This window comes from Paraburkholderia lebeckiae (genome assembly GCF_050436325.1).
In the GTDB taxonomy this organism is placed as follows: domain Bacteria; phylum Pseudomonadota; class Gammaproteobacteria; order Burkholderiales; family Burkholderiaceae; genus Paraburkholderia; species Paraburkholderia tuberum.
On sequence record NZ_JBNDLZ010000002.1, the window covers coordinates 2,647,923 to 2,661,875 of the forward strand.

Consider the following 13,953-nt stretch of genomic DNA (forward strand, 5'->3'; position numbering starts at 1 on the left):
ACGCAGATGATTGTTCGTTGTTGCGGAAAGCAGAATAGCTCAGTGGCTCGGCGGGGTAGAAACGAAAAAAAAGAGTGTCGCCAAAAACTGACAATCGATGCAAACCCTTGTATTTAAAGCTTCCAACCATTGTTTCCATTTGCGCAACATTTATTGGTCTGATGCGCATTATTGTTGATTTGTTGATAGTGGCTGGGTGAATGAATGCACTATGAGCATCGATTTACATGCTAAATGTAATCTAGTCGTCTACACGTCCACTCTTCTTTGTAGCGAAAGCATAAAAGAGACGGCGGACAAAAGGACTAGACAGGCTGGACAGAAGGGGGGCGTTGTGTCCAAGTGCAATCGACGGGATTGACGGCGCAACACGTGCATCTATAAGGATATGGACGGTAGCAGCGTGGTTTGAAGCGCCCCTTTTCAGCGCCGGTCGGCGCCACGGCGCGCCATGGCCGCGGCCGTGAGCCCCGCGGCGGCCGCGAGCAGCACCGAGGTCCACGGATTGCGTCGCACGTAGCGGTCGGCGGCCGTCGCCTGGCGGCGCGCTTCGACGAGGGCGGACGCCGCGAAACGGGTGGCTTGCGCTTCGACATCGAGCACCTTGCGCGTGACGTCCACCGCAGTCTCATGCGCGGAGCGCCTTTGCGCCGCCGCGTTGATTCCCGCGGGCAGCGGCGTGGCGATTTGGCCGGCAACACCCACAGCAGCGGGAGCAGACGGCGCGGCATTTGCCGCGACGGTCGATGCCGCCAGTACCGACGCGAGCTTCGCGCGGCTGCCCGGCGGCGACTCGCCCTGCATGCCCCAGCCACCACGCGGATCGTGCAGCCGGCCGCGCGCCGCCGAGAACTCGGCGCCGAGCAGCAGCACCAACGCCGAGAAGTACAGCCACATCAGCAGCACCGCGAGCGAGCCAGCCGCGCCGAACGCGCTGGCCATGCCCGCATGCGCGAGATAGAGCGCGAACAGCTTCTTGCCAGCTGTGAACAACACGGCGGCGACGATGCCGCCCACCACCGCATCGCGCCACAGCACCCGAGCGTCGGGCAGAAACTTGAGCAGTCCGGCGAACGCGAAGATCAGCACGAGCAGCCCGACGCCGAGCTGCAGCAGATTGCCGACCACGACATACGGCGAGTCGCCCCACAGCCAGTTGCCGATAAAGACGATCACCGTATCGAGCACCAGCGACACGATCAGCAGGAACGCGACGCCGAGCACGAGCCCGAACGAAATCAGTCGCACCCGCACCAGCGCGAGCCAGCTGGAAGTGCGCGGCCCGCTGTACGGCCACACTATATTGAGCGCGCTGTTCAGCGACGAGAACGTCGCCGACGCGCCGATCGCCAGCAGCGAGAACGAGATGATCGTCGCGATGCCGCCTTTGGCGCCCGCGTGATGCGCGTTCTCGACGATCGTCTGCACGCCGGCCGCGGCCTGGTCGCCGATCAGCCCGTTGATGTGGCCGAACAGCTCGCCGCGCGCGGCCGCCGGGCCGAAGAACCAGCCGGCCACCGCGATCACCATCACGAGCGTCGGCGCGAGCGAAAACGCCGCATAGAACGCGATGCTCGCCGCCATCGCAGGACAACGGTTCTCCGTGAACTGCCGCAGTGCGCCCATCGCCCAATTGGCCTGATGACGCGCGGCCTGCTGAAGGTTCTCGCGAGAGAGCGTGTCGATGTCCATGATCGTGTCTGAATCGTGAGGGCGCCTTCAGGGTGTTTGCTTCATTGCCTTTCGCAAACCTCGTGCCCGTCACTATACAAGTTAAGCGGCGCGCTGCATGGCCTGCGTTCATGGCCTGTTTTGCGGCCCGTTTCGCGGCCGCCCGCGCGTACCGCTAGAATGCAGCGGGTTAATGTCACCTTTCCGCTCATCATGCATTCGCACGAACTCGTACAGCAACTGGACGTCATCGAGCGCGACCAGTGGGGCGCGCATCTGCCCGCGCACGTCATCGAACAATTGCCGGCGCGCGGGATCACGGTGTTCGCCGTCACCGACGACGCCTCCGACACCGCCGCATTCAGCGCTCGCTACGGCTTCGGTCTCGAAGACTGCGCGAACACGATCGTGATCCGCTACAGGAAGGAGGGTGGCGAGCACTATGCGGCGCTCGTGTCGCTCGGCTCGCGGCGGCTCGACATCAACGGCGCGGTGAAGGCTGCGCTCTGCGCACAGCGGCTGTCATTCGCGAAGCGCGAGGCGGCGGTCGAGCATAGCCAGATGGAGTTCGGCGGAATTACCGCATTCGGTCTGCCGGCCGACTGGCGCATCCTCGTCGACGCCGCCGTGATGGAGCGTGCGCAGATCGTGATGGGCGCCGGCGTGCGCGCGGCCAAGCTGCTGATGTCGCCCGACGTGCTGCGGCAATGGCCGCGCTGCGAGGTGGCGGCGCTGACGCTGCCGGCGGACGGAAACCCGCAACCTTGAAGCCGCACTGAAGTTTTACTCCGTCGCGCCGTTAATCCCGACTACGACATGAAACGTTTGCGGCGTCCGCTCGCGCGGACAGCCGCCGACCACGACAAGGGATACGGAAGATGGAACGGTTTCGCCTGAAAGTGCGGCTGTGGCTCGCGCTAGGGGTGATGTGCATGGGCATTCTGGCGATCGGCCTGTGGGGGGCGTTCAAGACACGAGACACTATGATCGCCGATCGCGAGGGCGAGCTGAAAAACGTGGTCAGCATCGCGTACAGCGTGCTCGATCGCTACAACGCGCTCGTCGCGGCCGGCACGATGCCGCTCGCCGACGCGCAGCGCGCCGCGATGGACGACCTGCGCGCAATGCGCTACGACGGTGCCGGCGGCTATCTCGTGCTCGAAGACCGCCAGGCGCACGTGCTGATGCATGCCACGCGCGCCGACCTCGTCGGCAAGGACATGACCAACGTCACCGATCCGGACGGCCGCCACGTGTTCAAGGAAGGTTCCGAGCAAACGCAGCGCGAAGGCGAGGCCTTCGTTCATCTGCAGTTCCCGAAGCCAGGCACCGACAAGCTTGCGCCGAAGATCAACTACATGCGGCTTTACAAGCCGTGGGACTGGACCATCGTCACCGGCGTCTTCACGGACGACATCGACGGCGTGTTCTACCGCACCCTCGTGCAATACGTGATCGCGGCGGTGGTGCTTTGCGCGCTCGTGTCGCTGGTGATCGGCGTGATTCTGCGCAGCATTCTGCGTCAGCTTGGCGGCGAACCGGCGTACGCGCTGCAGATCGCATCGCGTATCGCGGACGGCGACCTCGACGTGGTCGTCGACGCGAAGGCCGGCGACAGCACGAGCCTGCTCGCCGCGATGAAACGGATGCAGCAGCGTCTCGCTCAGGCGATCGAGCAGATTCGCGGCGGCGCGACGCTGATTTCGTCGGTATCGAACGAGATCGCCGCGGGCAATTCGGACCTGTCGCGCCGCACCGAGCAGCAGGCGGCCGCGCTCGGCGAGACCGCGTCGAGCATGGAGCAGATCACCGCGACCGTGCGTCAGAACGCCGACAACGCGAAGCAGGCAAGCCAGCTCGCGTACAACGCGTCGGAGACCGCGGCGCGAGGCGGCGCGGTGGTCGGTCAGGTGATCGACACGATGCGCGGGATTTCACAGTCGTCGCACCGGATCGGCGACATCATCGGCGTGATCGAAGGGATTGCGTTTCAAACCAATATTCTCGCGTTGAACGCGGCCGTCGAGGCGGCGCGCGCGGGCGAGGAAGGCCGCGGTTTCGCGGTGGTCGCGGGCGAAGTGCGCACGCTCGCGCAACGCAGCGCGGCGGCCGCGAAGGAGATCAAGGCGCTGATCGAGGAATCGGCCGCGCAGATCGCGGGCGGTTCGGAGCACGTCGGACGCGCGGGTGACACGATGCAGGAAGTCGTGCAGGCGGTACGTCGTGTCAACGACATCATGGGCGAGATCAGCGCTGCGTCGGCCGAGCAGACCTCGGGCATCGAGCAGGTCAACATCGCGGTCGCGAGCATGGATCAGACGACGCAGCAGAATGCGGCGCTCGTCGAGGAAGCGAGCGCGGCGGCCGATGTGCTGAAGACGCAGACCGGGCAGTTGTCGGCGGCGATCGCGGTGTTTCGGTTGCCCGAGCAGCGCTAAAGCACCAGGCCGCGTTGTCGACGCGCGCGAGAATTCACCGCACGCGGGCTCGCAACGCGGTGCGTGTCTCACGCCAGGCCGATCCCCGCGCGGCTCAACAATTGGCGGTTGCGCTCCGATAGATTCTTCATGCGCAATTGCTTGCCCGCCTTGCGATAGCGCTCGGTCAGACCCTGCAACGCGGCGAGCGCCGAATGATCGGCGAGCAGCAGGTGACTGCAATCGACGGTCACGCTCGCCGGGTCACGCGCCGGATCGAACAGCTCGTGAAAGCGCGTCGTCGACGCGAAAAACAGCGTGCCGCGCGGCACATAGGTCTTATGGCCCGCTCGATCCTCGGCATGCGCGTGAATTTCGCGCGCATGCTGCCACGCGAAGTTGAGCGCGGCGATCACGATGCCGCACATCACCGCGATCGCGAGATCGGCAAACACGGTGATGACCGTGACCGCGACGATCACGAGCGCGTCGTTGCGCGGCACCTTGCCAAGCACGCGCAGCGATCCCCACGCGAAGGTTTGCTGCGCGACCACGAACATCACGCCCACCAGCGCCGCGAGCGGAATTCGCTCGATCAGCGGCGACAGGAACAGGATGTACAGCAGGATCATCACGCCGCTGACTATTCCCGAAAGCCGCGAGCGTCCCCCCGAATTCAGGTTGATCATGGTCTGGCCGATCATCGCGCAACCGCCCATGCCGCCGAACAGTCCCGATGCGATGTTCGCCGCGCCGAGCGCGACGCATTCGCGATTCGGCTGACCGCGCGTTTCGGTGATTTCGTCGGTCAGGTTGAACGTCAGCAGCGTTTCGAGCAGACCGACGATCGCGATCAGCACGGCGTACGGCAGGATGATGCGAAGCGTCTCGAGATCGAGCGGCACGTCGGGCAGATGCAGCGTCGGCAGATTGCCGGCGACATGCGCCATGTCGCCGAGCGTGCGCGTCGGCAGATGCAGCAGCTGCGTGAAAAGGCCGATGCCGAGAATGGCCACGAGCGCCGGTGGCGCGGCTCGCGTAAGTCGCGGCAGCAGATAGACGATCGCCATCGTCAGCGCGACGAGCGCGCACATCGTCGCGAGCGCGCTACCGTGCAGCCAGGCTTCGCCGTGCGGTGTGACCGTTTTGAAGTGAGCAAGCTGCGCGGTCGCGATGACGATCGCGAGTCCGTTGACGAAGCCGAGCATGACCGGATGCGGGACCATACGGATCAGTTTGCCGAGCCGCAATATGCCGAATAGCATCATCAGGAGGCCGCTCAGGATCACGGTCGCGAGCAGATACTGCACGCCGTGCTCGACGACGAGCGCGACGATCACGACGGCCATCGAGCCCGCGGCGCCCGAAATCATGCCGGGACGTCCGCCGAATAGCGCGGTGACGGTGCAGATAAAGAATGCGCCGTACAGACCCATCAACGGATTCAGATGGGCGACGAGCGCAAAGGCGATGCATTCGGGCACCAGCGCGAACGACGAGGTCAAGCCTGCGAGCACGTTGCTGCGAATGCCGGACAGCCAGGCGGGCCGACCGGAAGCGGGACTAGCGGTGTTCATGTTCTACGAGGTGGCGCGCGAGCGCAATGCTCAGGCTTGTATGGGCTGCGCCGAACTGGCGTGGCAACGCGCGGCTGCGCGAAGGATTGCGTCCGCTGGGCGCAGACGGTTGACGAAAGGCGTGAATTCTACCGTAGCGCGATGAACGGCGCTGGCGAAGCGGGCGGGAACGCTATGGCCCGAACGCGCGGCGCGGATCTGTCGTGCAATCGCGCGGCGCGCTCGCACCACAAATCCGCAAGAGGGAAAGCTGCGCTCAGATACTCAGATGATCAGCCGCGACACCTTCGTGCCCTCGAGCGACACGCCGGCCATCAGGCCGCCGTTGGTCAGCACGAAAGCCTGCACCGGGCTCGTCGCGGTCGACGAATCGACCGCGCCGTTCGCGCCGACTTTCAGCACGGCGACGGTCGCATTCGCGCCGACTGCCCAGCCCTGGCTGTGCATGAATTCGTCGAGCGCTTCCTGCGTCATGAACAGAAACACGAGCGCCTTCGACTGCGCGCCGATCTGCAACCCGAACGAGCCCGCGACCGTGCTGTAGTAGCCGACCGTGCGGCCGCCGATGCGCATCGCCCCTTCACCATACTGTCCGCCGACCCAGAAGCCGGCCGAGATCACCGATGGAAACACCAGCACGCCGCGCGCTTTCGCGACGAGCTCACGCGCACCGTCGACGTTTTCGTAGAGACGCGCGAGCGTCGAGTACACGCCGGCGTTGATCGTGTCGCGCTTGCCGGCGTTGGCAGACGGCGATGCGTTCGAGGACGGCGAAGTCGTCGTGCAACCGGTGAGGCTCAGGCCTGCGACGGCCAATGCAGCGCTGCCGGTCATGATGAATTGTCGTCTGCGCATGACGGTTTTCCTTTGCGTTTCTCACGCGTGTTGTACGTTTTGGAAGAGTGCGGCGAATCGCCTGCTTTGCTTTGTTCTCATTTGCGCGCTGGAGGTTCCGTGCGCGCGCGGTTATCGCAGCCAGGCGGCGGCGTGCCGCGACGTTCGCATCGCGGACGTCCACCGCTCAAACAGCAGGTAGCGTGCCCAAGGGCCGCGCCGCCTTGCGCGAGGGCGGCGCGGCCAATTTGCAGTTCGGGTCTTTGCGCCGCTTTCCGTCGCGCGTCGTCGCTACACCGTTGGGCGAATGTTCTGGTTATGGCGGAACAGGTTGCGCGGATCGTAGCGGTTCTTCACGGCGACGAGCCGCTCGTAGTTGGGCCCATAGGCATCCGCGATACGGCCGCCTTCCTCCTGCGTCATGAAGTTGACGTACACGCTGCCTAGCGCAAAGGGGCGCGACGCGTCGAAAAATTCGCGCGCCCATTTGACACAGCGCTCGTCGTCGCGCGCATCGTCCCAGCGGCCGTGCACGTTCATCGCGTATTGCGTCTCGCGACTTGGGTAAGCGGTCGCGTCGACCGCCACGCGCTGCGTTTGCGCGCCGATGAGCCCGAAGAAAATTTCGCATTGCGCGGACGGCAGTGTGTCGATCGCGCGGATCAGCGCGTCGATCAGTCCATCGTCGATGGTGGCGAGGTTGTGCGACTTCCAGTAGTTGCGCGCGCCCGGCGTGAGCAGCGGATCGAAGGCCTGTTGCCACACTTCATAAGGCATCGGACCGAGATGTTCGCCGAGCGGCTTGCCGAAGCCGCGCACGGCTTCCACCGCGGCCGGGCCTTTTTCGGCCGGCCCGTTGTAGCACATCGCGAACACCAGCACGGGCTGGCCGTGCACGTCGGGCGGCAGGAACGGCAGCGGTGGCGCGAGCCGCGCGATGGCCCAGACGGCCAGCTCGTCGGGCATCGCGGGCACGGCATCGCGGTATTTGATCAGCGCTTCCTTCGCGTCGGCGAGCGGCAACACGACGAGGCCGCCATACACGAGCGGGCCGACCTCATGCAGCGCGAACTCGAATAGTGTAACGACGCCGAAATTGCCGCCGCCGCCGCGAATCGCCCAGAACAGATCGTCGTGCGAAGTGGCGCTCAGGTGGCGCAATTCACCGTCCGCGGTGACGATGTCGGCCGCGACGAGGTTGTCGATCGTCATGCCGTAGCGGCGGCTCAACCAGCCGAAGCCGCCGCCGAGCGTCAGACCCGCGACGCCGGTCGTCGAGTTGATACCGAGCGGCGTCGCGAGTCCGAATGCCTGCGCTTCGTGATCGAGATCGTGCAGCGTCGCGCCCGGTTCGACATAGGCGCGCCGCGCTTCCGGGTCGATGCGCACCGATTTCATCGTGGACAGATCGAGCACGAGGCCGTCGTCGCACACAGCGCTACCGCCGATGTTGTGGCCGCCGCCGCGAATTGCGAGCGGCAGGCCGTTGTCACGCGCGAAGGCGACGCCGCGGCGCACGTCAGCAACACCCGCGCAGCGCAGGATCATCGCGGGAGAACGGTCGATCATTGCGTTCCAGATGCCGCGCGCCGTGTCGAAGCCCGGCGTGTCGGGCAGCAGAAGCTGACCGCGAAGTCCGGATTTGAATTCGTCGACTGCGCTGCTGGAGATAGTAACCATGTTGTACCTCGTCGAAGAGGGGAAGGCACTCGCAGAACACTGCTCCGCAGACCAAACAAAAATGCGGGCGGTGAATGAAAGCGGATTGAGAGGTTCGGCTGCGTGCAGTAAACGGGGCGGCGCGTCGAAGTCAAACAAAGGTTTACCCGCGTTCCTGGGCGATTCCACGCGGTGGCTCGCGGGGACAGGCTTTTGCGGGCAGGGCAACGACGATACGCGGCGGTACCGCTGAAGATGGTGGGAATGCTCCGGGAAAAGCGTGCGCGCTGATGTGTTGGTTATCCGACGCGCTGGTGGTTGTGCCACGACACTTTGCATATGGGCGTGGCTCGTGATCGCGTGCGACCGAGGCACACGTTCGACGACTGTGCGAGGTAGCGCACATCGCGACAGCGATTTTCGCGACGCACGCGCATTTGCCCGGCGAGGCGTAATGTTTCGCACGCGCGATTCGGTGATTTTCATTGCGTTGTCTATTGGATTGCTCTCATTTTGGTTTTCCTATCTTTATTTTTATGTGCGAATGGCCACATGAATAAACGGATGATGTGTAAATGGTCCGTATTTGTCCGATAAAAACCAAAGGCTAATTTTATTTTTTCTGATCCGATTGCATTGAGCGCGATAGTTTTTAATTTCCTGTCTGAAGAATATGGAGTAGCGGATTTGGCGGGAGGATCGTCGTCTAACGCCGCCTGACGGCCGTATCGGCAATATCGCATTGCGTGGTCTAGCGCACGGTCGAGCGATTGCGCTGCGAATAACTTCAACGTCCATCAAGCCTCGCTGTGCGGCTCTCACGATCACGTGCGCGCATGGCCAGCCGATTCTCTCGAAGCACGCCAAATCGGACCGGGGATTTTCCGTGAGAGAAGTTTTTAGTGCGAACGCATTTTAAATTCGCATAAAGCGAAGCTGCGCAAAGGCTTTGACTTTTCGTTTTGTTGACGAGCGGAGATTCACTCGTTAATTGGACCGGTCTTTTTTGGTGAAATAATTCGGAGAGTGAAATGAAAAAGCAAAACGGGGACGCGTGGATATTGGGAACGCGACGGGCGGCTTTGGCGGTCGCGGTCAGTCTTTATGCGGCGATGGCGGGTGCGCAGACGAATTCGGGGAGCACCGCCGCGCCGGCAACGAATCCCGGAGTGATGGTGCTCGCCGAGGCTGGCGTGAACGGCGGATGTCCGTCGGGCGGCGGGCCGGGCTGCACGTCGCAGGGATTCGGGCAGCTCGGGGCGGGCGCCTTCGGCGTCGCGGCGGCGGGGCTCGGCCCGACATCGTCCCCCGGCTCGCCGGCGGGCAACGGGACGTCCTCGACGGGCACGGGCGCGGGAAGCGGTGGCGGGAATAGCTCGGCTAATTCCGGCCCGGGCGGGGTGGGCTCGGGAAATACCGGCGGCAACAACGGCAATGGCGGCGCCGGCGACAACGGTAATGGCGGCGCGGGCGGCGGTGGTGGCACGGGCGGCGATGGCGGCGGTAACGGAGGCGGTGATAACGGCGGGGACGGTGGTGGGGATGGTGGACATGGTCACGGTCATGGGCACGGTGGCGATGGTGACGGCGATGGCGGCCACGGTCATGGGCACGGTGGCGATGGTGACGGCGATGGCGGTCACGGTCATGGACACGGTGGCGATGGTGACGGCGACGGCGGACACGGTCATGGGCACGGTGGCGATGGTGACGGCGATGGCGGCCATGGTCATGGGCACGGTGGCGATGGTGACGGCGATGGCGGTCACGGTCATGGACACGGTGGCGATGGTGACGGCGACGGCGGACACGGTCATGGGCACGGTGGCGATGGTGACGGCGATGGCGGTCACGGTCATGGGCACGGTGGCGATGGTGACGGCGATGGCGGCCACGGTCATGGGCACGGTGGCGATGGTGACGGCGATGGCGGCCACGGTCATGGGCACGGTGGCGATGGTGACGGCGATGGCGGCCACGGTCATGGGCACGGCGGCGATGGTGACGGCGATGGCGGCCACGGTCATGGGCACGGTGGCGATGGTGACGGCGATGGCGGCCACGGTCATGGGCACGGCGGCGATGGTGACGGCGATGGCGGCCACGGTCATGGGCATGGCGGCGATGGTGACGGCGATGGCGGTCACGGTCATGGCCACGGCGGTGATGGTGACGGCGATGGCGGTCGTGGCCACGGTGACGGCGGTCACGGCGACGGTGGTCATGGCGACGGCGGCCACGGCAGCAGCGGTGGCGAAGGCAAAGGCGGTTCCGGCAATGGCGGCCATGGCGGTGAAGGCGGTGGCGGCCAGGGCAACGGCGGCTCCGGCCACGGCGGCCATGGTGGTGAAGGCGGCGGCCAGGGTAACGGCGGTCACGGCGACGGTGGTCATGGCGACGGCGGCCACGGCAGCAGCGGTGGCGAAGGCAAAGGCGGTTCCGGCAATGGCGGCCATGGCGGTGAAGGCGGTGGCGGCCAGGGCAACGGCGGCTCCGGCCACGGCGGCCATGGTGGTGAAGGCGGCGGCCAGGGTAACGGCGGTTCCGGCAACGGTGGCCATGGCGGTGAAGGCGGTGGCGGCCAGGGCAACGGCGGCTCCGGCCACGGCGGCCATGGTGGTGAAGGCGGCGGCCAGGGTAACGGCGGTTCCGGCAACGGTGGCCATGGCGGTGAAGGCGGTGGCGGCCAGGGCAACGGCGGCTCCGGCCACGGCGGCCATGGTGGTGAAGGCGGCGGCCAGGGTAACGGCGGTTCCGGCCACGGTGGCCATGGCGGTGAAGGCGGTGGCGGCCAGGGCAACGGCGGTTCCGGCAACGGTGGCCATGGCGGTGAAGGCGGTGGCGGCCAGGGCAACGGCGGCTACGGCCACGGTGGCCATGGTGGTGAAGGCGGCGGCCAGGGTAACGGCGGTTCCGGCCACGGTGGCCATGGCGGTGAAGGCGGTGGCGGCCAGGGTAACGGTGGTTCCGGCCACGGCGGCCATGGCGGTGAAGGCGGTGGCGGCCAGGGCAACGGCGGCTCCGGCAACGGTGGCCACGGCGGCCATGGCGGCAACGGCGGCAACGGCGGCGGTCAAGGCAGCGGCGGCCACGGTGGCGGCTACGGCGGCGGTGGCTCCGGCAATGGCGGCCACGGCGGCGGCAACCACTAACCAGTGGCAGGAGTCCCGCGAACCTTGCGGGGCTCCCAAGGATGGAGGCCGGCGCGGCCTGGCCTCCACACCGGCCGCGCTCGAGCGCCGCGGGGAGTCTGCAGCGAAAGGGCCAGCAAAAAAACCAGCCAGCGAACCGGCAAACCAATCCGCAACAAAAAATCAACCAATCAACCAGGCAACAAAGTGGACGGCCCCCGCCGTCCACTCAACTCCTCAACTCGATCACTCTCTGCTGTACCACCAGAAAGACCCTCTCCCCCAGAACGCACCCCGTCTCAGGCGCGCCTCCGGTAAAACGACCGAACGCCGGCAGCACCCCCCGATCAATCCCGAAGCGAAAGCACGGCACGCGCACTGAATCGGTCCGCATCGCAGTCCGATAGACCGGATACAAATGCCCCGCGAGCACATACGCGTGATCGACCGCATGCGGGTGATGGCACAGCGCCCACGCCCCGATATGCCACGGCTCGCGCACGGACTCGACATCCAACGTAAGCGGCAACTCACCGGCATGCCGATCGTGATTGCCCTCGACGAGCATCACGCGCCTCGACGCATGTCGCGCGCGCCACGCATGCAGCGCATCGAGCGTGAGCGTCGACAGCGACTCGCGCGCATGCAGCAGACCGCCGAGAAACACCAGCGTCGCCGGCTCGAACTCCGTGATCAGACGATCGATCCGCAGCAGATTCTCCGCGGTCGAACCAGTCGGCACTGGAATGCCGCGCGCGAAACACCGCATCCTTGCCGAAATGCGCATCGGTGATAAAGAGCGCGCGCAGCGCCGGATCGAAACACGCGCGCAAGCTCGACAGCACGAGAGGTCGTCCGCCGACGTCGATCGCGAGCGAGGTCGGCTTCATCGTTGCGCCGCACGTCGAGTTCCTGCAGCAGTACTTCGGTATCGGCCTGGCCCAGCAGCAGATTGCCGCGATCATGCTGACGAAAGATCTCGTAGAAAATCCCGCTCGATCCTTGCAATTGCCGCGCGCTCTTCTGCTGTCCCGGATGCGCCTGAAACACGAGTCCCGACACTCGCGCAATCTCGCGAAAACGTCGCAAGGAGAGTTCGGACGAATTGAGGCTCGCAAGAATGTCGTGATCGAGTTCGTCAGGTGGAAGCAGGCCAGTCGGTAATTGCGCGGCCCGATCGAAAGCCTGCGCGCACAGCAATTCGAAACCGTAGTCGTTCATCGAAATCGAAAACGTGCCGGGCTTGTCGCGGGCGATTCGCCACGCGAGCAGAGCGCCAGGTCCGATATGCGCGGTGCGCCCCGCGAACGGATAGCAGTAGAAGTTATGACCCTCGCGCGATTTGAGCAGCTCGACGACGAGTACGCCCGGCTCGGGCAACGCCGACCACTTCTGCTGCAATTCGAGCAGCGGCCGCGCGGCCGCCGAACGTGAACACATCGCCGGGCTTGAGCCGCGAAATGGACGATTCCTCGATTGCACCAATGCGCCTGCCCGATAGATACGCAACGTTCAACGTGCCATTCGCGACGATCGCACCGATGGTGTTGCGATGCCGGCGCGCGAGATCGTTGCGCGGGACGCGGTACAGACCGCCGCTATCGCGCGCGACGCGATGGTGGTCGGGATATGCGCGCAGCGTCGCGCCGCCGCCTTCGACGAAACCCAGCATCCAGTCGAACTCCTGCTGCGTCAGATCGCGATATGCATAGGTATGCAGAAGTTCATCGTACAGCTCGCGCGCGTCGAAGCCACCGCCGATAGCAACGGTGACGAGGTGCTGCACCAGCACGTCGAACGGCTTTTGCGGCGTATCGCGGCTTTCGATCTGCCGCTTGTCGACGGCTTCACGCGCGGCCGCCGCTTCGATCAATTCGAGCGCATGCGTCGGCACGATCGTCACGCGAGACGGCAAACCGGGCGCATGTCCCGAGCGGCCCGCGCGCTGCATCAAGCGCGCGACGCCTTTTGGCGAGCCGATCTGGAACACGCGATCCACCGGCAGAAAATCGACGCCGAGGTCGAGACTAGACGTACACACGGCAACCTTTAGCAAACCGTTCTTCAACCCACGTTCGACCCACTCGCATACCTGCCGATCGAGCGAGCCGTGATGCACCGCGATCACTCCGGCCCACTCGGGGCGCGCCTCGAGTAGCGCCTGGTACCACACTCGCATTGCGAGCGCGTGTTCGTGAAGACGAGCGACGTGCGTGCTTCGTCGATCGCGCGCGCGACCGCATCGACCTGCCGCATGCCCATGTGACCGCCCCACGGAAAGCGCTCGATCGTGTCGGGAATGATCGTGTCGACGATCAGTGCTTTCGGCAGCGCACCGTGCACGCTGACGCACGGCGTCGCCACCGGCGCGAGCAGTACCTCGGTCGCGAACGACAGATTGCCGAGCGTCGCCGACAGCCCCACACCTGCAAGTCGAGCCGCCAATGGGTGAGACGCGCAAGCGCGAGTTGGGTCTGCGCGCCGCGTTTGTTGCCGAGCAATTCATGCCATTCGTCGACGATCACAATCCGAACCTGAGCCAGTACTTCGCGCGCGTCGGCGCGCGTCAGAATCAACGTCAGACTCTCGGACGTCTCGTCGGAATGGGCCGGCTCGGTCATCGAAAGCGTTCTCATCGGGTGTGGCGGATTCGCTTGCCGGCGA

Annotated in this window: 7 protein-coding genes and 2 pseudogenes; 2 read left to right on the forward strand and 7 right to left on the reverse strand. The window is 65.1% G+C overall.

Annotation, left to right across the window (positions count from 1 at the left end; all coding sequences use genetic code 11):
* Positions 1 to 423: 423 nt before the first annotated feature.
* A complete protein-coding gene (locus tag OKW44_RS15390; RefSeq protein WP_018423498.1) occupies positions 424 to 1,692 on the reverse strand; it encodes a YihY/virulence factor BrkB family protein in 1,269 nt (422 codons plus the stop codon).
* Positions 1,693 to 1,884: 192 nt separating this feature from the next.
* Between OKW44_RS15390 and OKW44_RS15395 the strand changes: the two genes are divergently transcribed.
* Complete coding sequence (locus tag OKW44_RS15395; RefSeq protein ID WP_018423497.1) at positions 1,885 to 2,439, forward strand: YbaK/EbsC family protein; 555 nt, start codon at positions 1,885 to 1,887, stop codon at positions 2,437 to 2,439.
* A gap of 110 nt (positions 2,440 to 2,549) precedes the next feature.
* On the forward strand, positions 2,550 to 4,109 hold the full coding sequence (locus OKW44_RS15400; protein WP_018423496.1) for a methyl-accepting chemotaxis protein: 1,560 nt from the start codon (positions 2,550 to 2,552) through the stop codon (positions 4,107 to 4,109).
* Positions 4,110 to 4,177: 68 nt separating this feature from the next.
* On the opposite strand, the gene OKW44_RS15405 is transcribed toward OKW44_RS15400, so the two are convergent.
* The 6 genes and pseudogenes from OKW44_RS15405 to OKW44_RS15430 all read right to left on the reverse strand — a co-directional run.
* Complete coding sequence (locus tag OKW44_RS15405) at positions 4,178 to 5,665, reverse strand: SulP family inorganic anion transporter (protein WP_018423495.1); 1,488 nt, start codon at positions 5,663 to 5,665, stop codon at positions 4,178 to 4,180.
* Positions 5,666 to 5,929: 264 nt separating this feature from the next.
* On the reverse strand, positions 5,930 to 6,520 hold the full coding sequence (locus tag OKW44_RS15410; RefSeq protein ID WP_018423494.1) for a BPSL1445 family SYLF domain-containing lipoprotein: 591 nt from the start codon (positions 6,518 to 6,520) through the stop codon (positions 5,930 to 5,932).
* A gap of 270 nt (positions 6,521 to 6,790) precedes the next feature.
* Complete coding sequence (locus OKW44_RS15415; RefSeq protein ID WP_018423493.1) at positions 6,791 to 8,179, reverse strand: FAD-binding oxidoreductase; 1,389 nt, start codon at positions 8,177 to 8,179, stop codon at positions 6,791 to 6,793.
* A 959-nt stretch (positions 8,180 to 9,138) separates the two neighbouring features.
* Entirely contained in the window at positions 9,139 to 11,292 is a 2,154-nt protein-coding gene (locus tag OKW44_RS15420) for a hypothetical protein (protein ID WP_280785270.1), read from the reverse strand.
* A gap of 226 nt (positions 11,293 to 11,518) precedes the next feature.
* Positions 11,519 to 12,179 (reverse strand): annotated as a pseudogene (gene pdeM, locus OKW44_RS15425) (ligase-associated DNA damage response endonuclease PdeM).
* 4 nt (positions 12,180 to 12,183) lie between these two features.
* Positions 12,184 to 13,883: pseudogene (locus OKW44_RS15430) on the reverse strand (helicase-related protein); the annotation flags it as partial.
* Positions 13,884 to 13,953: the final 70 nt, after the last annotated feature.